This window comes from Pantoea sp. Ap-967, assembly GCF_011752565.1.
Taxonomy (GTDB): Bacteria; Pseudomonadota; Gammaproteobacteria; order Pseudomonadales; family Pseudomonadaceae; genus Aquipseudomonas.
This window is the reverse complement of the sequence record NZ_VWXK01000001.1, coordinates 292,288-311,672: the sequence shown is the minus strand read 5'-3', so window position 1 is coordinate 311,672 and position 19,385 is coordinate 292,288. Positions and strand designations below refer to the sequence as shown.

Sequence of the window (19,385 nt, the reverse complement as noted above, 5' to 3'; positions counted from 1 at the left end):
CAGGATATGTGTTGCTTCGGGCTTGGCTCGGAACCTGTGGGAGCGGGCTTGCCCGCGAACGAGCGCGGTGCGCTCGCCGGACCTGAATGCACCGGCAATCGCAGGTACTCCATGCTGTATTCGCTTCAGGCACTGCGGGCGTTCGCCGCCTGGGTGGTGGTCTGCCACCACTTCATGCAAATCTTCTTCGACTTCCACGCCACCGGCCCCATCGGCCAACTGCTAACCGACCGCGGCGCCGTTGGCGTCGATATCTTCTTCGTGATCAGCGGGCTGGTCATCTACCTTTCCACCTGTGACAAAACCATCGAGCCACGCCAGTTCCTGCTCAACCGGGCCCTGCGCATCATCCCGGCCTACTGGTTCTACACCGCGCTGATGGCTGCCTTGCTGCTGGCCTTCAGCCAATGGATGCCGCACCAGGCGTTCACCTGGCACCACCTGCTGCTGTCGATGTTCTTCGTCCCCGCGGAAAACCCCGGCGGCTATGGCCTGTACCCGACCCTGAACGTGGGCTGGACGCTGAACTTCGAGATGTTCTTCTACCTGCTGTTCGGCCTGGCCTTCCTGGTGCGCCAGCGCCATCACCTGCTGCTGGTGACTGCCGCGCTGCTGTTGGTGGGCGAGGTACTGGGGCGCGTGGGTGTGCTCAGCCGCTTCTACAACAACGGCATCATCTACGAGTTCCTGCTGGGTATCGCCCTGGGCGTGGCCTACCGCCGTGGCCTGGTGCGTGAAGGCCTGTGGCTGCCGCTGGCGCTGCTGGGCGTGGCCGGCTGCGCCCTGTATCACCTGGACGCCTCCCAACGCCTGCTGCATTGGGGCGTGCCCAGTGCCATGATCGTGCTGGCGTTCATCGCCCTGGAGCCTTACTTCCAGGGCAACCGCCTGCTCAAGGCGCTGGGCGACTGCTCCTACTCGGTGTACCTGATTCACGTGCTGGTGCTGTACGCCGGCTGGTTCGCCTGCCAGCGCCTGCACCTGAACCCATACCTGGTGTTCGCCCTGTGCGTGCCGTCCATTGGACTAATGTCGTGGTTCAGCTACCGCTGGCTGGAACGTGGCCTGTACCGGCGGATGCAGGCCTGGCTGGCGGCGCGAGCGGAGCAAACCCCGGCATTTGCGCTATCCCGAGTTAAATACTAGGACTTTGTACAAAGGCCAGGTTGGCGTACACTTGGCCGCAAGTCTGTGAGGAACTTCCATGAGCGCTATAACCATTACTGACGCCGCCCATGACTACCTGGCCGATCTGCTTTCCAAGCAGAACACGCCTGGCATTGGCATTCGCATATTCATCACCCAGCCGGGCACCCAGTACGCCGAGACGTGCATCGCCTACTGCAAGCCGGGCGAAGAAAAGCCCGACGACGAACCGGTCGGCCTGAAAAGCTTCACCGCCTACCTGGACGCGGTCAGCGTGCCGTTCCTGGAAGACGCGCTGGTCGACTACGCCACCGACCGCATGGGTGGCCAGCTGACCATCAAGGCGCCGAACGCCAAGGTGCCGATGGTCAACGAAGACAGCCCGCTCAACGAGCGCATCAACTACTACCTGCAAACCGAGATCAACCCGGGGCTGGCCAGCCACGGCGGCCAGGTAAGCCTGGTGGACGTGGTCGACGATGGCATTGCCGTGCTGCAGTTCGGCGGTGGTTGCCAGGGCTGCGGCCAGGCTGACGTAACCCTCAAGGAAGGCATCGAGCGCACCCTGCTTGAGCGCGTTCCGGAGCTCAAGGGCGTGCGTGACGTAACTGACCACAGTCAGAAAGAAAACGCCTACTACTGACCGTTTCAGGTCAAGCCCTAGCAACAAAGTGTTACGGTTTCAACCCCTGCGACAACAGGCCGCAGCCCGTATTCAAAGGGCTGCGGGCCATCACCGCCTTGGTCGGGTAGAAGCCCACCGGGTGTCATGCCAGAATGCCCCGGTTTTTCGCCGGCCCGTCCCGAGGGCCGGCACCTTCCCTGTAAAGGATGGTTTCATGAATGATCGACTGACCCGGCGCGCGGTTGTCGCCGGCATGGGCGTTCTCGGGCTCGGCCTGCTGGCAGGCTGCAACCCGGCCCGGGGGCTTGAGTTCAAGTACGGCAAGAACATGAGCAACGAAATTCTCGGGCGCAAGTTCAGCCTCAAGGACACCCAGGGCAACGTGCGCACCCTGTCGAGCTTCTATGGCTCGATGCCGATGGTCTTCTTCGGTTTCACCCAGTGCCCGGCGGTGTGCCCGACCACCCTGGCGCGGGCGGCGCAAATCCGCAAATTGCTGCGTGGCCGCGACCGCGACCTGTTCCAGGTGGTGTTCATCACCCTGGACCCGGAGCGCGACAGCCCCGAAGTGCTCGACGCCTACGTCAAGGCCTTCGACCCGTCGTTCATCGCCCTGACCGGCACCCCCGAGGAAATCGCCGCGGTGGCCAAGGAGTTCAAGGTGTTCTACGAGAAGGTTCCGGCCGGGGATACCTACACCATCTCCCACTCGTCCACCAGCTACGTCTACGATACCCGTGGCACTTTGCGCCTGAGCCTGGGCCATTCCCTGAATGCCAAGGAATGCGCCGAGGACCTGGTCACTTTGATGGAGATCTGCTGAATGTCGATGCAACCGATCAAGCGCGGCCTGGCCGCCCTGGCGCTGCTGGGCCTGGCCCTGCCGGCACTGGCCCAAACCACCGTGAGCGACGCCTGGGTGCGCGCCAGCGTGCCGCACCAGCCGTCCACCGGCGCGTTCATGACCCTGACCGCCAGCAGCGACAGCCAGCTGGTGGGCGTTGCTTCGCCGGTGGCCAAGACCGTGCAGGTGCATGAAATGACCATGAACGGCGACGTGATGGGCATGAAGCAGGTGCAGGCCGTGGCGCTTCCGGCCGGCAAGCCGGTGAGCCTGGACCCCAACGGCTACCACGTGATGCTGATGGGCCTGACCCAGCAGGTGAAGGAAGGGGACAAGGTGCCGCTGACCCTGACCATCGAAGACGCCAAGGGCGCGAAGGAAACCGTGCAGGTGCAGGCAGAGGTTCGCCCGCTCAACGCCGAGGCCGGCGGCGGGCATGACCACATGCACATGGATCACTGAATGACGAAAGGGCCGCAACAGCGGCCCTTTTTCATACCTGCATAACGCACGCGCCGCTGTCGCGGCATCGCGAGCTTCGCTCGCTCCTACCGGTCACGCGTAGTTCACACCTTCGTAGGAGCGAGCAAAGCTCGCGAAGGGCCAACCCTGCAACGCCCGATCTCCCAGGCGCCACATCAACCCTCAACTACGAAAACGCGGCAGCGGCCGGTCGAGGGTCAGCGAGGTCAGGGTCTTGCGAACCTGGGCCTCATCGGCCTCCAGCGCCTTCAGGCTCGCACGGATCTTGCCAGCAGCGGGCACATCGCCCTGCCGGTCGATCCAGTCGGCAATCTCCTTGCAGGCACTGCTCAAGCAGGCCTGGCGCTGGTTCATCAGCGAAATCAGGGTGGTGAGCTCTTTTTCGGACATGGCAGGATCCTCCGATCAGCACAATCAGTGTAGCAGTGGCTGGCGAGCTCGTTAGCCCTGCAAACAGGCGCTGCGATACACCCCCGGCGTCACCCCGTAAGCCTGCTTGAACTGCCGGCTCAAATGGCTCTGGTCGGCAAACCCCAGGGTAAATGCTGCCTCGGAAGCGGCTACCCCGGCTTTGAGGAGTTCCCGCGCACGGACCAGGCGGCGTTGTTTGAGCCAGGCATGGGGTGGCAGGCCGGTGGCTTGGCGGAACACCCGGGCGAAGTGGAACGGAGACAGGTTGACCGCAGCGGCCAGCGCTTCCAGCGAAGGTGGGTCTGCCAGCTGGCTCTCCAGCAGCTCGCGGGCCCGTGCCACAGCCAGTGGCTCGTTGCCGGGGGCGGTGGGTTCAGGGCAATGGCCGTGGCGCTGGACCAGCGCCAGCACCGCCTGGCGCCAGGCGGTTTGCTGCTCCAGGGCGCTGGCGCCGGCTTCCGAGCGTTGGTGCAATTGGCTGAAGGCCAGCGCCAGGGCAGGGTCCTGGATCACGCTGGCGGTGAAGCGGGGCATGCCGTGGCGGCCCAGTTCCAGCTCGTCCAGCACCCCGGTTACCCGTTCGTGCTCAGGATAGAAACCACGGTAGCGCCAGCCGGCCTCGTGGGCCGTGGCGCCGGTGTGCAGTTCGTCCGGGTTGATCAACACCATGCTGCCCACCGGCGCCAGGTGCTCGCTGCCGCGGTGCCAGAAGCGCTGTGCGCCCGACTCGATGACGGTGAACACATAGCCTTCATGCACATGGGGCGCGAAGCGCTGCTGGAAATAGCGCGCGTGCAGCATCTCGACGTCGCCCAGGGCCGGCGCCTGCCAGAGGTGGGTTTGTTCGCGCAGGGGCGTGCTCATGTCAGCCAGCTGCGCAGCAGGAAGAAAATCACCATGCTCACCAGCATGCTCAGCAACACGCTGCGGGTCAACAGCACCAGTACCACGGCTACCACTGCGCCGAGCAGGTAGGGGTTGAGCGGGCTGAGGTCGAGCTGGTGGCCGGGCAGGAAAATGATCGGCCCGCAGATGGCCGTGAGCATGCCGGGCACCGCGAAGCCGAGGAACTGCCGGGCGTTGGAACTCAGGCGCAGGGGCAGGCGCGGTTCAAGGAAGGCGTAGCGGTTGAGGAACACCACGGCGCCCATGGCGAAAATCAGCAACCAGGTCATGGGCGGCCTCCGGAAAATTTCTGGCAGAGAAAACCCGCCGCCATGCCCAGTAGGCCGGCAGCGACCAGGGCCGTCTCCCAATGCCAATAGCTGAACAGTACCGAGCAGAACAGCGACACGGCCACGCACACCACCGTGGCGAGGTTGCGCACCAGCGGTGCGATCAGCGCGACGAAGGTGGCGACGATGGAGAAGTCCAGGCCCAGCTGGTCGAGGTGGGGGATGTTCTGGCCCAGCACGATGCCGGCCAGGGTGAACAGGTTCCACGCGACGTAGAAGGTCAGGCCCACGCCCAGCGCGTACCAGCGGTTGAACTGCTGTTGGTCGTAGTGGCTGGTAAGGGCGAAGAATTCGTCGGTGAGCAGAAAGCCCAGGCCCAGCCGCCAGCGCAGCGTCTGGTTCGACAGCACCGGGCGCATGGTCAGGCCGTAGAGCAGGTGCTGGGAGGTCAGCAGCAGGGTGGTCAGCAGGATCGACAGCAGGCTGGCGCCACCCTTGAGCATGCCGATGGCCACCAATTGCGCGGCACCGGCGAAGACGATGGCCGACAGGCCCTGGCCTTCCCAGGCGCTGAGGTTGGCTTCGATGGCCATGGAACCGGCAAGCAGGCCCCAGGGGGCCACGGCCAGGGACAGCGGCAGGATGGCGATGGCGCCGTGGACAAAGGCCTGGCGGGCGAGGGGGGGACTGCTGGGCATGATGGCGGAGACACACGTTTGCTTGGCAGGGCAGCATGCCAGAGGGGTGGGGCAGATGGCTTGAACGATCTTGCTGGTTTGTCGCCCTGCAGGCTGGGAACATTGCCAGCAGGCGCGCCGCAATCCTTTGTAGGAGCGGGCTTGCCCCGCGAACACCGGCTTAGCCGGTGCCATGCACCGCGGTGCCTGCTTCGCGGGTCAAGCCCGCTCCTACAGGTTCCGTTAAGTCAGGTAGTTGCGATTTGCGGGCCATCAGCGCTGGCTGGTCAAGCGCTGCTGCGCTGACTCGCAGCCATTGATGTCGACAGCCTTCTGCAGCAATGACTGGCGGTGCTGTGGGTCGAGATCGCCCAGCAGCCGGTACACTTCGGCCTGGTAATCGCGCTGACGGCCCCATTGCATCTCCAGGCCCTGTGGCTGGCTGCGGTTGCAGGACAAGCGGGCAGCGGGTTGCGGGTAATACGCGGCATACAGCGTGGCCATGCTCGGGATCGCCTCCAGGGCCTGCCGGTAGGCCGGGCTGGCATTGTAGGGCTTACACCAGGTGGCGATTGCCGTGGCGGGCGGGGCAAAGCCCTGCTTCAGGCTTGCCTCCAGCAACGGGCAGGCGGCATCGGCAATCTGTGCCACTGGCAAGTAGGTGGTGTAGTACAGCGCCAGGCGATACTGGGCGACCGGGTGGCCGAGTTCCACCGATTTCTTCAGCAAGGCCACCGCGCTTGGCAGGGTGCGGGCCATGGCCTGGCCCTGGCGGTTGAGTTCCGGGTCGTTGCCCAAGGAGGTGCGCAGCACATTGCTGTCGTCCTGGTTGTCGGCCTGTTCCAGCAGCGGCAGGGCCTGGCGGTAGAGCAGGTCGGCATGTGGGTCGATGCGCACTTCCAGTGCCTGGGCGGCAATTGGCGCTAGCCAGATGAACAGCGCGGGCAACAGTGCGGCGCGGCTCACGGCTGGGCCTCGCACAATGAGCCGCATTGGCAGGCAGTCAAGCTCGGGGGGACGGCTGGGTTATTCATCACAACTGCACGTACGCCTCAGGCGAATCGGAAAGACGGCCTATTCTAGCGAAGGGTAATGGCTTGCCGATACCCCAGGGAAGAACTGTCAGACGAGCTTGATCGGGGTGACCCGGCGCTGGCCGTATTTGTCCTGGGCCAGGCCCAGCTTGGCCGTGATGACCTTGGCCAGGGCATTGTTGCCCAGATCGTTGAGGTGCAAGCGGTCGATGAACAGGTCGCTGGCAAAAACCGGCGAACTGCTCAGCATGCTGTTCATGTCGTAGCAGGGCACCGGGTCGGCCTGGTGCTTGATGCGGCGGAAGAAGGCCATGTGCAGCTGGCTGTCGAACGCGCCTTCGAGCAGGCGGTCGAAATTGCTGGGTTGTTGCTCAAGGGCGGCGAGCATGGCCTGTTCCCCGGCCGGCAGGGTTTCACGGCACCAGGGCAGCAGCGGTTGCAGGATGAACGTCAGGGTGGCATGGCTGTCAGCCAGCAAGCGCTCCCATTGCCGCAAGGTGCGGCCAATGTTGTCTGCTGCGCGGACCAGGCGCTTTTCCGGGGCCGACAGTTGCCAGGCTGGGGCCGGTGGCGGCCGGCGCGGGGCCAAGGCCTGGCCCAGGCGCTGCCAGAGCGATGGCCGTGGCGCCGGCCCGAGTGCCGGCATGCCTTCGTTGAAACTGTTGAGGTAGGCCTGATAGGCCCTGGCCTGCTGCGGATCAGGCGGGCCAGCCAGCACTTCGCCCAAGGCTTCGTGGGCCAGGGTGTTCAGGCCGCTGAGCAGCACCACGTGGCCAACCTCGCCCAAACGGTGCTGGTGGGTGAGAAACAGCAACAGTTCCTGGCTGGCATTGAGCCCACAGCCCGCCAGGCTCAACCACACTTCCCCGGTCAGCGCCGACAGGTGCGAGGCCACGCTGTGCTCATCGCAACTGGCGCCGATGCCCAGCGCGGTCGAGCCGCCGACCAACAGGTTGACCCGCGCGGCGCCACCGCGCTCGCTGGCCGAAAAGCGCTTGCCGGCGCAATGGCTGTAACGCAGGCCAAGGGCGTCGGTATTGATGGTGCCGGAGCGATAGCCACTTTCATGCACATGCAGGGTATGCGGGGCGCGGCGCTGGCCCAGTTGCAGGAAGCGCTGGTAATCGGCCTGCAGCGGCAACGGGCGGCCCGGAACCTGCGGGGCTGTGGCAGACGGTGTCATCGGCGCTCCTGATCTGGCAAAGGGCAGTCAGCCCGCCAGTTCCTTGAGGTTGTAGGCCAGCCCGCCGGCGGCGATCAGCAGCAGGGCAACACCCGAAGCCAGGGAGATCAGGCGGTTGCTGCGCGCCGAAGTGATCTTGCCGATGGCGAAGATGTACAGGCTGAGCACGGCAAAATCGATCAGCACCCACAGCAGCGACAACACCACCATGCTTTTGCCGAACGATTCGGTCACCTGGATGAACTGCGGGAAGAAGGCAATGAAGAAGATGATGTCCTTGGGGTTGGAGATGCCCACCATGAAGCCTTGCCACAGGCCCCCGCGGCCAGCCTTGGGCGCTTGCGCCAAGTCCTCGGCAGGCGGCGCCTGCAGGTTTTCGCGCAGGGTGCCGACGGCGATGTAGCCGATGAACAGGCAGCCCAGCAGGCTCATGCCGCTGAGCCAGGCCTTGTCGATGGCAGCGCTGGTCAGGATGACCCAGGCGGCGGCGCCGATCAGCACCAGCGATGCCCAGTTGGTGCCGACGGCCGTGAACATGGCCTTGCGTGAGCCAGAGGCGGCGGCGGTGTTGACGATCAGTGCCACTACTGGGCCTGGAGTGGCGATCAGCAGCAGGACGGTGAGGGCGTAGGTCAGTGTCAGTGCGGTATTCACGGTCAGTTCTCGATCAGTGTGTCAGGTGTTGCATGGGCATGCGCATGAAAGGGGCAGCGCGATGGATTGAGCGAACCTGCTTCCTGCAGTTGGTATTGCTTCCATTCGAAGTTGTCGTCCTGGCCAAAGAAACCCAGGGTGTCGGGCATGACCCCGTCGTTGTAATGGCGCACGCGCTCGCGAATACGGGCGCGAATGCGCTGCCCGCTTTCGGTGGCGGCGTTGGCCACTTCGTCGAAGTTTTCCCGCGGGTTGATGACGAAGGTGATGTGTGGCCCCAGGTTGCGGCTTTTCATCCGTTCGTGGCCGGGGAAGTTCATGTTGATGAACAGGGGCATGCCGGCATAGCAGAACGACCAGCCGTTGTCGTGCGGGTCGGTCGGAATGGCCTGCGGCCAGGGTTGCGGGTCGCGCGCGTGCACGCCGCGCAGCACCTTCCAGGCCAGTGCCTGTTGCTCGGCCAGGGTGCAATCGGCGGCCGTTTCCAGAAACACCACCAACGGGCTGGCGATGCGTTGCTTGGCAGGAATGGGGGTGATGATGCCGATGTAGTCGGTCAGGCCCCGGGCGATGTCATCGGCCAGTTGTTCGGCGCGGGCGAAGAGGATGTGGCAGGTTTGCCCGGCGACCGCCTTGCGCCCGAACAGGCACGGGAAGTCCGGGTTGGCGAGCGTTTGGCGAAAATGCTGTATGGTTTTGTGCGTCCAGTGTTGCGTGTTGCGCACATGTTCGGCGGCGAGCTCTAGCGCATCCAGGCGATAGCAGTTTCCATAACCCGTAAACATGATTTCCCCAGGCAGTAAATTGAAAGTAGTTTCCAGGCATATGCAGGCAGGTTTTCAGTTATCTTTATTGTTTTGCAGCATTTTCTGAGACGTACTTCGCGTTGTAAAACGTGTGGAACTATGACCTACTATTAGTCTCACTCATGCTTCGAGGGCATCATGTCGGAACGGATTCAGGCGCTGCACGCACTGCGTGCCTTCGAGGTGGCCTCGCGCTACGGGTCGTTCACCCGCGCGGCCGAAGAGCTGGCCTTGACCCAGGGTGCGGTCAGCCACCACATCAAGACGTTGGAATCGATGTTTGGCTGCGACCTGTTCGAGCGTCGCGGCCCGAAGTTGAGCCTCACCGAGCACGGCCGCCTGCTGGCCCAGGAACTGAAGGTCGGCTTCAAGATCATCGAGAACGCCTGCGCGCTGTTGCGCCAGGACCGCTACGGCCTGCGCCTGAAAGCCCCGTCGACGCTCACCGTGCGTTGGCTGCTGCGGGCACTGGATGGCTTCAAGAAGGTCGACGACAACTGCAGCGTGCAGCTGTCCAGCGTGTGGATGGACATCGACACGGTGGACTTCTATTCCGAGCCTTACGACTGCGCCATCCTGCTGGCCAACGGCCGTTTCCCGGCCGATGTCGAAAGCGTCAAGCTGTTCGATGAATGGCTGATCCCGGTGTGCCACCCGGACTACATGGCCCCGCAACCGCAACTGGCCGACCTGCGCCAGTGCGAATTCCTGCACCCCTCACCGGACCGGCGCGACTGGCGGCGCTGGCTGGCCCGCATGGACGCGCTGGACATCAGCATCGACCAGGGCCAGGTGTTCGACACCCTCGACCAAGGCATCTCGGCGGCCCAGCAGGGCCTGGGTATCTCGGTGGTTGACCTGGTGCTGGCCAGCACCGACCTGGGGGCCGGGCGCCTGGTGCTGCCGTTCAAGCATGCGGTGTCGACCGGCGACGGCTACTACATGACCTGGCTCAAGAGCAGCCCCAAGGCGCGGCAGATGCACAAGCTGCGCGAGTTCCTGCTCAGCCAGGTGCCGCCGCTGGCCTACAAGGACATCAACTACCTGTACGGCTGAACACCCGTTCCAGCATGAAGTCGATGAACACCCGTAGCTTTGGCGGCATATGGCGCCCCGACGGCCACAGCAGGTAGAAGCTGCCGCGCCGTTCGATGAAGCTGTCGAGTACGCTGACCAGGGTGCCGGCGGCCAGTTCGCGGCGCACGCTGAAATCCGGCAGGCAGGTGATGCCGCGATGGTTCAGGGCAAAGCAGATGCGCGTCTCGACGTGGTTGCACACCATCGAGATAGGGATGTCGTAGCCCTGTTCCGGGTGCTCCTGGCGCAGCGGCCAGATTTCCAGCTTGCCGTTGCTGGGAAAGCGGTAGTGCAGGCAGCTGTGCGCGCCAAGCTCGCGCGGGTGCTGTGGGGTGCCGCGCGTGCGCAGGTACTCCGGCGAGGCCACCAGGCAATGCTGGAAATGCCCGAGGAACTTGGCGTTGAGCCGTGAGTCCAGCGGTTGCCCGCCACGCATCACCACATCGAAACCTTCACCGACGATATCGACCACGCGGTCGGTGAACTCCAGGTCCAGTTCCACTTCCGGGTAGCGTTCCATGAACTCGGCCAAGGCCGGCATCACCAGCCCCGTCACCTGGGGCAGGCTGACGCGCAGGCGGCCGCGGGGCGTTTCGCTGGCCTGGGACAGGGCCTGTTCGGTGGCCTCGATCTCGGCCAGGATGCGCCGGCTGCGTTCGAGAAACAGCGTGCCCTCGGCGGTGAGAGTGATGCTGCGGGTGCTGCGATGGAACAGGCGCACGCCCAGGCGGCTTTCCAACCGGGCCACGCGCTTGCCCACCGCCGAAGCGCTGATGCCGAGCGACTGGCCGGCGGCGACGAAGCTGCGGGTTTCGGCAACCCGGTTGAAAACCACGAAGCCGCTGAGGCTGTCCATGACGTGCTCCTGATTACGGACATCGGTGTCCGAGGTGAGCGGCATTGTAACCGCCTTTTTCCGCAATACCGTCAACTTGCAGACTGTCGGCCTCGATCATCAGCACAAGGCAACCCGCCATGTCACACACCTCAACCGCTTCTGTGAGCCGCACCGAGCGCCTGCCCCTGAGCGGGCTATTGGCGCTGGCGATGACCGGCTTCATCGCCATTCTCAGCGAAACCCTGCCGGCTGGCCTGCTCGACCAGATCGCCGACGGCATGCAGATCAGCCAGGCCATGGCCGGGCAGTGGGTCACGGCCTATGCCTTGGGCTCGCTGCTCACCGCCATCCCGCTGGTAACCCTGACCCAAGGTTGGAGCCGGCGCCGGGCGCTGTTGCTGGCGATCATCGGCTTTGTGCTGTTCAACGGCCTGACCGCCGTGTCGCCCTCCAACGGCCTGACCCTGGTGCTGCGCTTTTTCACCGGCGCCGCCGCCGGGCTTACCTGGGGCCTGATCGCCGGGCACGCCCGGCGCATGGTGCCGGCGGCGCTGCAAGGGCGGGCGATGGCCGTGGCCATGCTCGGCCAGCCCATCGCGCTGTCGCTGGGCCTGCCGATCGCCACCTGGCTGGGCGCCGGGCTCGGGTGGCGGGCCACCTTTGCCGTGGTCACCTTGGTGGCGGTGCTGCTGGTGGCCTGGGTATTGCGCGCGGTGCCGGATTACCCCGGCCAGGCAAGCGGCAAGCGCCCGGCCGCCTGGCAGGTGCTGCGCACGCCCGGGGTGGCGCTGGTGCTGCTGGTGATACTGGCCTGGGTGCTGGCGCACAACGTGCTCTACACCTACATCGTGCCGCTGCTGGCGGGGGCGGGCATGGCCGCTGAAATCGGCCAGGTGCTGATGCTGTTCGGCCTTGCGGCGCTGGCCGGCATCGCCTTGGTGGGGCTGCTGGTCGACCGTTACCTGCGCATGCTGGTGCTGCTGAGCCTGGCAGGGTTTGCCCTGGCCACTTGGCTGTTGGGGCAGGCCTCGCCGTGGGCGATGTACCTGAGCGTGATGCTGTGGGGGCTGACCTATGGTGGCGCACCGACCTTGCTGCAAACCGCTTGCGCCGATGCGGCGGGTGAGGGCGGCGATGTGGCGCAGTCGATGCTGGTGACGGTGTGGAACAGCGCCATTGCCCTGGGTGGCATCGTGGGCGGGTTGCTGCTGGCTGGCGTGGGGGTTGGGGCGTTTGGGGCGGTGGTGCTGGGGTTGATTGTGGTGGCCTGGGGGGTGGCTTGGGCGGCGCTCGATCTCACAGGCAACCCACCCCTATCGTCGGACCTCTTGACCCACACCACGCCCCCCACCTAGCGTAGAATCCCCTTTTTCAGCAGAGGTGAACGCGGTGGAGTTGCAGCAGGGCTTCGTCCTGACCCGGCATTGGCACGACACGGCCGAAGGCACCTGCGTGGAATTCTGGCTGGCCACCGACGCCGGGCCACGCTTGTTGCGCCTGGCGCCGCAGGAATCGGTGGCCTTCATTCCCCTGGCCCAGGCCGAGCATGCCCGGGTGCTGCTGGCCAAGGAGCAGGGCGCGCAGCTCAAGCCCCTGCAACTGAAGGACTTCGACCAGCGCCCGATGATCGGGCTGTACACCCGCCAGCACCGCCAGTTGATGCAGCTGGAGCAACGCCTGCGCAGTGCCGGCATCGACGTCTTCGAGGCCGATATCCGCCCCCCCGAGCGCTACCTGATGGAGCGCTTCATCACCGCACCCGTGCAGTTCACCGGCCGCCTGGATGCCCAGGGCGTTTACTGCGATGCGCAGCTCAAGCCGCTGCCGGATTACCGCCCGGCCCTGCGCCTGGTGTCGCTCGACATCGAAACCAGCGAACGCGGCGAGCTGTACAGCATCGCCCTGGAAGGCTGCGGCCAGCGCCAGGTGTACATGCTTGGGCCGGCCAATGGCGAGGCCAGCGGCGTGGACTTCGACCTGCAGTACTGCGCCGACCGTGGCGAGCTATTGGCGTGCCTGAACCAGTGGATGGCCGAGCACGATCCGGATGCAATCATCGGCTGGAACCTGATCCAGTTCGACCTGCGCCTGCTGCACGAACACGCCAAGGCGCTGCAGGTGCCGTTGGCCTTGGGGCGCAACGCCGCGCCCATGACTCTGCGCAGCCATGCCGGGGGCGGCCATGTGTTCGCCGATGCCCCGGGGCGGTTGTTGATCGATGGCATCGAGGCGTTGCGTTCGGCCACCTGGAGCTTCCCCTCGTTCAGCCTGGAGAACGTCGCCCAAACCCTGCTCGGCGAAGGCAAGGCCATCGATACCCCGTACCAGCGCATGGACGAGATCAACCGCCGCTTCGCCGAGGACAAACCGGCGCTTGCACGCTACAACCTCAAGGACTGCGAGCTGGTCACGCGCATTTTCGCCCACACCCGCCTGCTCGACTTCCTGCTGGAGCGGTCGTCGGTCACCGGCCTTGCCGTGGACCGCAGTGGCGGTTCGGTCGCCGCGTTCTGCCACCTGTACATACCGCACATGCACCGCCTGGGCTTTGTCGCCCCCACCCTCGGCAGCCGCCCGGAGGAGGCCAGCCCCGGAGGCTTCGTCATGGATTCGCGCCCAGGCCTGTACGACTCGGTGCTGGTGCTCGACTACAAAAGCCTGTACCCCTCGATCATCCGCACCTTCCTGATCGACCCGGTCGGCCTGGTCGAAGGCCTGCGCCTGGCCGATGACGAGCACTCGGTGGAGGGTTTTCGTGGCGGGCGTTTCTCGCGCACCCAGCATTGCCTGCCGGCCATCGTTGAGCGCGTGTGGCAAGGCCGCGAGGCAGCCAAGCGCGCAGGTAACGCGGCCTTGTCGCAAGCGCTGAAGATCATCATGAACGCCTTCTACGGCGTGCTCGGCTCCAGTGGCTGCCGCTTCTTCGACCCACGGCTGGCCTCGTCGATCACCATGCGCGGCCACCAGATCATGCGCCAGACCCGCGCGCTGATCGAGGCCCAGGGGTACCAGGTGATCTACGGCGACACCGACTCCACCTTCGTCTGGCTCAAGGGCCGCCATGAAGAGGACGCGGCGGCGCGTATCGGCCGTGAGCTGGTGGCGCAGGTCAACCAGTGGTGGCGCGAGCACCTGCGCACCACCCTGGGCCTGGACAGTGCCCTGGAGTTGCAGTTCGAGGTGCACTACCGGCGCTTCCTGATGCCGACGATCCGCGGTACCGACGAGGGCAGCAAAAAGCGCTACGCCGGCCTGGTGCAGCGTGCCGATGGCAGCGAAGACATGGTGTACAAGGGCCTGGAATCGGTGCGCACCGACTGGTCGCCGCTGGCCCGGCGGTTCCAGCAGGAGCTGTACGGGCGGATTTTCCGTGGCCAGCCATACCGTGACCAGCTGTGCGAATACGTGCGCCAGACCCTGGCCGGTGAACTGGACGAGTTGCTGGTGTACCGCAAGCGCCTGCGCCGGCCACTGGCCGACTACCAGCGCAACGTGCCGCCCCATGTGCGCGCCGCCCGGCTGGCCGACGAGCACAACGACCTGCTTGGCCGCCCGCGCCAGTACCAGCGCGGTGGCTGGATCAGCTACCTGATGACCACGGCAGGCCCCGAGCCGCTGGAGCACCACCCTTCGCCGGTAGACTATGAGCACTACCTGGAGCGCCAGCTCAAACCCATTGCCGATGCGATTCTGCCCTTTGTCGGCGACGACTTCAGCGCCCTGGTCGACCGCCAACTGCTGTTGTTCTGACCCAGGTGTTAACCGGTTACCTGCCAGTGCCCCCGCCAGCCGCCTAGCTTCGCGCTTTTGGCTGAGCCGAGGCAGTAACCATGCAAGCGCAACCCGATTCACCGATCAGCAACGCGGGCAGCCGCGCCCTGGAACAGGCTTACCAGGACCACCTGCTGGCCCAGCGCCTGCCACCCTGGGTACATGCCTGGCGCCCGGCGCGCATTGATGTGCTCAATGCTGCCTTGCAGCAGAGCATCGATGCCCGGCAACGCCTGCAGGCCGAACTGGCAGGCATCGAACCGCTCGAACGCTTTGTCGAGCACAGGCTGCAACCGGTGCTGGCCGAGCGTTTCAAGGTCAGGCAACCGCTCACCCAATTGTGGTTTCGTGACGCCTACCAAAAGCCGTTGGCCACCCACGCGCCGATCCGCGTGCCGTTGACCGAGGACGTCTACTACCAGGTGCCGCTGCTGGAAGCCACGCTGCGCAACTTCACGAGTGCCCAGGCCGAAGTGGGTGGCCTGCCGGTGCATGCCGGCTTGCGCGATGCACAGGGTGCCAAGGTGCCGGGCATCGAGGCCAGGGCGTTCGCCGGATTGTGCCGCGAACTGGACCTTGGCCAGCGCTACCAGCAGCACCTGGCCCAGGTGCTGCAGCCGGCTGCGGCGCCAGGCAGGGTCAAGGCGTTGCTGGGTAACCTTGCACGCAGCAGCATGCTGGTGGATGCGTTCAAGGCGCGGCACGAGCAGGTGCTGAGCGAGGCGGAGCTGCAAGTGGTGATCGACCTGTGCCACGATGGCCGGCCAGGGCACCTTGGAGGGGACCGCGTGGTGCCCCGGCAGTTGCACCTGTTGGGGTGCGAGCTGCAGCAAATCCTGGTGCTGGACGTTCGCGACGAAGCCTTCGCCCCGGTATATACCTCATCCCGGCGCGTGCTGGTGTACATCCCGGGCGACCCGCAGGGGCCCTGGCATGCGTTCGACAATGTGCTGCGCTTTGTGCGCAGCATCCTTGGCCAGCGCCTGCGAGAGCCCGCCTACCAGCGCTTTTTCAGCCGCTTCGTGCGCAGGCGTGACAGCCAGGCCTTCTTCTCCCAGGTGATCGCCGGTTATCACGACCTGCCCATCTGGGCCAACATCGACCTGGGCGAAACCCTGCGTGACTACCCCGAGCCCTTGTTCGAGCACTTGGCGGCGGCGCGCATTGCGCAGATCAAAGATGACGGCGCGACCCTCATCATGCCCGTGGCCAGCCTCGACCGTGCCGTGCAGGCCCAGCATGAGCAGCGCCTGGAAGCCGAGGGCTGGGCGTTGCTGGGCATGGCCAGCCTGTTCGTGCCGGCGCTGGGCACCCTTTTGCTGGCGGTGACGGCATGGCAGTTGCTCAAGGAGACCTTCCGCGCACTGGACGCCTGGCATGAGGGCGCCAGCCGAGAGGCGCTGGCGCATCTGGGCAATGTCGCCAAGGACACCGCGATCATTGCCGCTACCGCCACAGGCCTGGTGGTCGCGCAGCGTGCCTGGGCCCGCGCATGGGCAGTGGACAGCCTGGTGCCGGCGCGCCTGGAGCGGGGCGGTGAACAGTTGTGGGATGGTGACATCACGCCCTTTCGCGTGGCCCCGCCACCCCGGGAAGCCAGCCGCGACGCGCTGGGTGTTCACCGCCTGGGCGAGCAGGCCTGGGTCGAGATGGACGGGCATTACTACCCCGTCAGGCAACGCAGTGACCGGCAATGGCAACTGAACCCGCTTGCCGGCCACGGGCCGTTGCTGCGCCACAATGGGGCTGGAGCCTGGCGGGTATGGAGCGAGCAGCCGGCCGAGTGGGACGACCCCCGGCGCATGTTCCGCCGGCTGGGTGGGCAGTTTGCCGAGCTGGACGACGGGCGCATCGACCAGCTGATGCAGGCCCACGACCTGGCAGCCGACCAACTGCGGGCCTTGCACGTGTATGGCCGGGCGCCTGATGCCGGCCTGCTCGACAGCCTGCTGCGGGTGCGCCTGATGAGCCGTATCGAACAGCTGGCCGGCCGGCTGAGGCGGGGCGAGGCGGGCAATGACCCCACGGTGTTGGCCTATGCCCGGCGTTTGCCGGGGGCATCGGCGCTGGCAGGTGAGCCGATGGCCGAGCAGGTACTGCTGCAACGGCGGCTATTGTTCCAACGCCTCTACGAGGTAGTTCAGGACACTGATACACCGGGCACCGCGGCCTTGCGCCGGGTGTTCCCCGGCCTGCACCGGCTGGGGGCCCAGGCCGTGCTGGAGGCTGCCAGTGCAACCGACCGGCAACGGCTGCTGGACGATGGCCGGGTGTCGCTGCGCCTGTCCGAGGCTGCCAGGGCCAGTGTGCAGCGTACCCGCATTGTGCGTGCCCGTGAGGCCTTCTACCTTGACGTTCCGCAAAACGCCGACCACGCGCGCCTGGTGCTAGGCATGCTTGAGCACCTGGGTGAGCCTGCCGGGGCGCCCGCCTTGCGTGTATTTGATGGCAGCCTGCATGGGCCGCTGTTGGCCTCGACGACGGGCGATGGCGTTGCATTCGACCTGGTGCACGTGCAGTACGCCTACCAGCTGATGGACGCGCACGGCCAGGCCGTTGGCGCACCGGGTGAACTGTTCGACGTGTTGAGCCAGGCTTATGACGCCCAGCAGCGCGCGGCCATGAACCTGGGCACGCCGTTCGCCGCCAGCCTGCGGGCAGCCATTGCCCGTGAGGTGCAGGCGCGCCCCGCCGAAGTGGAGCAACTGCTGCACCCCGCCGTGAGCAGCGGCCTGCTGCGCCCCCCGCTGCGCCTGGCCGATGGCCGGCTGGGCTACCCGCTCAGCGGCAGGGGCCCAGGCCGCGCCTGGGGCAGGCTGCTGCCACGCTCGGCATTGGCGCGGCTGCGCGACCTGTACCCGAGCTTCACCGATGATCAGATGCTGGCGTGGCTGGAGTACACCAGTGGCTCGGGGCAGAGTGTCGCCCAGGAACTGGCACGCCTGGAGCGCCAGTTCCAGGCGTTGAACGACCGGCTCAATGCTTGGGTGCGCCGCGCCAGTGACGACGCCGAACGCGAGAGCCGGCGCTTTTTCCGCGAGGCCATGCGCAGCTGCTGGCAGCGCCGTACCGATGGCACTACCCATGCCTCGGTGTTCAATGCCGATTACCGCTGGAGCCTCTACGGGGCCCGCCCAGGTGCGCTGCCGGAGTTGCCAACCAACGTGAATTTCGACCATGTGTTCGTGATGTCACTGCGCAGTACCGGTATCGATACCATTCCCGACAGCTTCCTGCGTGCGTTTTCCAATGTGCGGATTCTGGAAATGCCGGACAATCGACTGACGCGCATCCCCCAGCCACTGATGCAGATGCAGCACCTGGAGTGCCTGGACCTGGCCAACAACCTGATCAACCTGGACGCCAGCCAGTCGACCATACTCGCCAGCTGTGAAAACCTCACCTACTTGAACCTGGCGTTCAACCCGCTGGGCCGGGGTTTTTCCGTCAGCGCGCTGCCGCGCCTGCAGGACCTGCACCTGGCCAACTGCCAGCTCGACGGGTTTCCCCACGGGGTGACGGAACATGCCGCGTTGCGCAGGCTGGATGTGCGCAACAACCTGATCACCGCGGTGCCGGCTGATTTTTACGCATCGCGTCTGTGGGTCGAGGGGCATGTGCAAGTGCGCGGCAACCCCCTGACCCCGGAAGAGGCCCAGCTGCTGCGAACGGCGCTGCAGGTCTATCACCCCGAGGCTGGCAGCAGCGCGGCAGGCGTGCCCGAACGGTTGCGCTGGATGGACATGATCGGCCTGCACGGGCGCGTCGAGCTTGGCGCCTATTGGGATGAACTGGAGGGTGAACCCGGCTCCGAGGCTTTCTTCGACCTCATCGGCGGGCTGCGCAATACGGCGGAGTTTCGCCAGCCGCGGGGGGCCATGGCGCTGGCCAGGCGGGTGTTCGACATGCTCCAGGCCATGCATGAAGACACCGCGCTGCGCCGCTCGCTGTTCGACAGCGCCCATCAGCTGACCTGCCAGGACAGCGTGGCGCTGCGCTTCGGCGACCTGGAACTGCAGGTGCGGGTGTGGCGCGCCGAGCAGGGGGCTACCCCCGGCCGCCGCGAGCAGGCCTTGCTGCGCCTGGGGCGCCAGTTGTGGCGGCTGGAGGAGGTCGACCGTATTGCCCTGCAGGACATCCAGAGGCGCACAGAGGCTGGTGGCGACCCGGACCAGGTCGAAGTGATGCTGGCCTACCGGGTTGCCCTGCGCACCGACCTCGACCTGCCGCTGCACACCCAGGCGATGCTGTATCGCGGCGTTTCCGGGGTGACCGCATCCCGTGCGGCCCAGGCGCGGGCGCAGGTGCTCGACGCTGAAACGGATGAACGCCTGGCCCAGGCATTGGTGCAGCGTGACTTCTGGCGAAACTACCTGAGCCACACCCAGCCGGGGCGCTTCGAGGCGCTGAACGGGCCGTTCCATGAGCGCCTGGAAGCGCTGCAGGAAGATCAGCAATTGCCCGAGGGCGAGCGGCTGGCGCAGATCAACCGGGTGGCGGGCGAGCGCCAGTTGGCCGAGCATGCATTGATGGTGCAGATGACCCTCGATGCGCTGTCGATCAACGCCGAGCAAACTCAGGTGATGGTGCGCTGAGGCCTGGCTCCTGGGCGGGTGTTAGCTATCTAGCCTCCACCCGCCCAGGCCTGTTTCTAAGCTGGC

General features: G+C 65.7%; 17 protein-coding genes. 8 read left to right on the top strand and 9 right to left on the bottom strand.

Going from position 1 to position 19,385, the window contains the following annotated elements:
• Positions 1-111: 111 nt before the first annotated feature.
• The 4 genes from F3J45_RS01605 (at position 112) to F3J45_RS01590 (ending at position 3,077) form a co-directional block, all read left to right on the top strand.
• On the top strand, positions 112-1,146 hold the full coding sequence (locus tag F3J45_RS01605; protein WP_167056228.1) for an acyltransferase: 1,035 nt from the start codon (positions 112-114) through the stop codon (positions 1,144-1,146).
• Between the two features lie 58 nt (positions 1,147-1,204).
• The gene (nfuA, locus tag F3J45_RS01600) at positions 1,205-1,789 is read left to right on the top strand and encodes a Fe-S biogenesis protein NfuA (protein ID WP_167056225.1); all 585 of its coding nucleotides are present in this window, start codon (positions 1,205-1,207) and stop codon (positions 1,787-1,789) included.
• 196 nt (positions 1,790-1,985) lie between these two features.
• Entirely contained in the window at positions 1,986-2,594 is a 609-nt protein-coding gene (locus F3J45_RS01595) for an SCO family protein (protein WP_167056222.1), read from the top strand.
• Entirely contained in the window at positions 2,595-3,077 is a 483-nt protein-coding gene (locus F3J45_RS01590; protein ID WP_167056219.1) for a copper chaperone PCu(A)C, read from the top strand. It begins immediately after the preceding gene.
• A gap of 183 nt (positions 3,078-3,260) precedes the next feature.
• Here F3J45_RS01590 and F3J45_RS01585 read toward each other — a convergent pair whose 3' ends face one another.
• From F3J45_RS01585 to F3J45_RS01550, 8 genes are all read right to left on the bottom strand, one after another.
• Complete coding sequence (locus F3J45_RS01585; RefSeq protein WP_167056216.1) at positions 3,261-3,488, bottom strand: hypothetical protein; 228 nt, start codon at positions 3,486-3,488, stop codon at positions 3,261-3,263.
• Between the two features lie 51 nt (positions 3,489-3,539).
• Positions 3,540-4,373: an AraC family transcriptional regulator gene (locus tag F3J45_RS01580; protein WP_167056213.1), complete on the bottom strand. Its 834-nt coding sequence runs from the start codon at positions 4,371-4,373 to the stop codon at positions 3,540-3,542.
• Entirely contained in the window at positions 4,370-4,684 is a 315-nt protein-coding gene (locus F3J45_RS01575) for an AzlD domain-containing protein (RefSeq protein WP_167056209.1), read from the bottom strand. The genes F3J45_RS01580 and F3J45_RS01575 overlap by 4 nt, the downstream gene beginning before the upstream one ends.
• Positions 4,681-5,382 carry an AzlC family ABC transporter permease gene (locus F3J45_RS01570; protein WP_167056205.1) on the bottom strand — a complete coding sequence of 234 codons (702 nt, stop codon included), beginning with the start codon at positions 5,380-5,382 and terminating at the stop codon, positions 4,681-4,683. Before F3J45_RS01570 ends, F3J45_RS01575 begins: the two co-directional genes overlap by 4 nt.
• A gap of 252 nt (positions 5,383-5,634) precedes the next feature.
• Positions 5,635-6,327 carry a sel1 repeat family protein gene (locus F3J45_RS01565; protein ID WP_167056202.1) on the bottom strand — a complete coding sequence of 231 codons (693 nt, stop codon included), beginning with the start codon at positions 6,325-6,327 and terminating at the stop codon, positions 5,635-5,637.
• A 156-nt stretch (positions 6,328-6,483) separates the two neighbouring features.
• On the bottom strand, positions 6,484-7,578 hold the full coding sequence (locus F3J45_RS01560; RefSeq protein ID WP_167056200.1) for a hypothetical protein: 1,095 nt from the start codon (positions 7,576-7,578) through the stop codon (positions 6,484-6,486).
• A gap of 27 nt (positions 7,579-7,605) precedes the next feature.
• On the bottom strand, positions 7,606-8,232 hold the full coding sequence (locus F3J45_RS01555) for a LysE family translocator (protein WP_167056197.1): 627 nt from the start codon (positions 8,230-8,232) through the stop codon (positions 7,606-7,608).
• A 2-nt stretch (positions 8,233-8,234) separates the two neighbouring features.
• Complete coding sequence (locus F3J45_RS01550; RefSeq protein WP_167056194.1) at positions 8,235-9,017, bottom strand: YqcI/YcgG family protein; 783 nt, start codon at positions 9,015-9,017, stop codon at positions 8,235-8,237.
• 159 nt (positions 9,018-9,176) lie between these two features.
• Here F3J45_RS01550 and F3J45_RS01545 point away from each other — a divergent pair, with 159 nt between their 5' ends.
• Positions 9,177-10,094 (top strand): LysR substrate-binding domain-containing protein, encoded by a 918-nt coding sequence (locus F3J45_RS01545; protein WP_167056191.1) that lies wholly within the window; start codon positions 9,177-9,179, stop codon positions 10,092-10,094.
• Here F3J45_RS01545 and F3J45_RS01540 read toward each other — a convergent pair.
• Positions 10,075-10,971, bottom strand: coding sequence for a LysR family transcriptional regulator (locus F3J45_RS01540; protein ID WP_167056188.1), 897 nt, complete (start codon positions 10,969-10,971; stop codon positions 10,075-10,077). The two genes, F3J45_RS01545 and F3J45_RS01540, sit on opposite strands and share 20 nt — an antisense overlap.
• Positions 10,972-11,090: 119 nt before the next feature.
• Between F3J45_RS01540 and F3J45_RS01535 the strand changes: the two genes are divergently transcribed.
• The 3 genes from F3J45_RS01535 to F3J45_RS01525 all read left to right on the top strand — a co-directional run bounded on the left by F3J45_RS01535 (position 11,091) and on the right by F3J45_RS01525 (position 19,319).
• Positions 11,091-12,308 (top strand): MFS transporter, encoded by a 1,218-nt coding sequence (locus F3J45_RS01535; protein ID WP_167056185.1) that lies wholly within the window; start codon positions 11,091-11,093, stop codon positions 12,306-12,308.
• Between the two features lie 34 nt (positions 12,309-12,342).
• Complete coding sequence (locus F3J45_RS01530; RefSeq protein ID WP_167056182.1) at positions 12,343-14,703, top strand: DNA polymerase II; 2,361 nt, start codon at positions 12,343-12,345, stop codon at positions 14,701-14,703.
• Positions 14,704-14,783: 80 nt separating this feature from the next.
• Positions 14,784-19,319 carry an NEL-type E3 ubiquitin ligase domain-containing protein gene (locus tag F3J45_RS01525; protein WP_167056179.1) on the top strand — a complete coding sequence of 1,512 codons (4,536 nt, stop codon included), beginning with the start codon at positions 14,784-14,786 and terminating at the stop codon, positions 19,317-19,319.
• The last annotated feature ends 66 nt before the right edge of the window (positions 19,320-19,385 follow it).

Bases quoted from the DNA above. Each gene is read 5' to 3' on its own strand.
- F3J45_RS01595 (WP_167056222.1), top strand. From the start codon at position 1,986: ATGAATGATCGACTGACCCGGCGCGCGGTTGTCGCCGGCATGGGCGTT.
- F3J45_RS01605 (WP_167056228.1), top strand. From the start codon at position 112: ATGCTGTATTCGCTTCAGGCACTGCGGGCGTTCGCCGCCTGGGTGGTG.
- F3J45_RS01540 (WP_167056188.1), bottom strand. From the start codon at position 10,971: ATGGACAGCCTCAGCGGCTTCGTGGTTTTCAACCGGGTTGCCGAAACC.
- F3J45_RS01560 (WP_167056200.1), bottom strand. From the start codon at position 7,578: ATGACACCGTCTGCCACAGCCCCGCAGGTTCCGGGCCGCCCGTTGCCG.
- F3J45_RS01550 (WP_167056194.1), bottom strand. From the start codon at position 9,017: ATGTTTACGGGTTATGGAAACTGCTATCGCCTGGATGCGCTAGAGCTC.
- F3J45_RS01545 (WP_167056191.1), top strand. From the start codon at position 9,177: ATGTCGGAACGGATTCAGGCGCTGCACGCACTGCGTGCCTTCGAGGTG.
- F3J45_RS01580 (WP_167056213.1), bottom strand. From the start codon at position 4,373: ATGAGCACGCCCCTGCGCGAACAAACCCACCTCTGGCAGGCGCCGGCC.
- F3J45_RS01525 (WP_167056179.1), top strand. From the start codon at position 14,784: ATGCAAGCGCAACCCGATTCACCGATCAGCAACGCGGGCAGCCGCGCC.
- F3J45_RS01575 (WP_167056209.1), bottom strand. From the start codon at position 4,684: ATGACCTGGTTGCTGATTTTCGCCATGGGCGCCGTGGTGTTCCTCAAC.
- F3J45_RS01570 (WP_167056205.1), bottom strand. From the start codon at position 5,382: ATGCCCAGCAGTCCCCCCCTCGCCCGCCAGGCCTTTGTCCACGGCGCC.
- nfuA (WP_167056225.1), top strand. From the start codon at position 1,205: ATGAGCGCTATAACCATTACTGACGCCGCCCATGACTACCTGGCCGAT.
- F3J45_RS01585 (WP_167056216.1), bottom strand. From the start codon at position 3,488: ATGTCCGAAAAAGAGCTCACCACCCTGATTTCGCTGATGAACCAGCGC.
- F3J45_RS01590 (WP_167056219.1), top strand. From the start codon at position 2,595: ATGTCGATGCAACCGATCAAGCGCGGCCTGGCCGCCCTGGCGCTGCTG.
- F3J45_RS01535 (WP_167056185.1), top strand. From the start codon at position 11,091: ATGTCACACACCTCAACCGCTTCTGTGAGCCGCACCGAGCGCCTGCCC.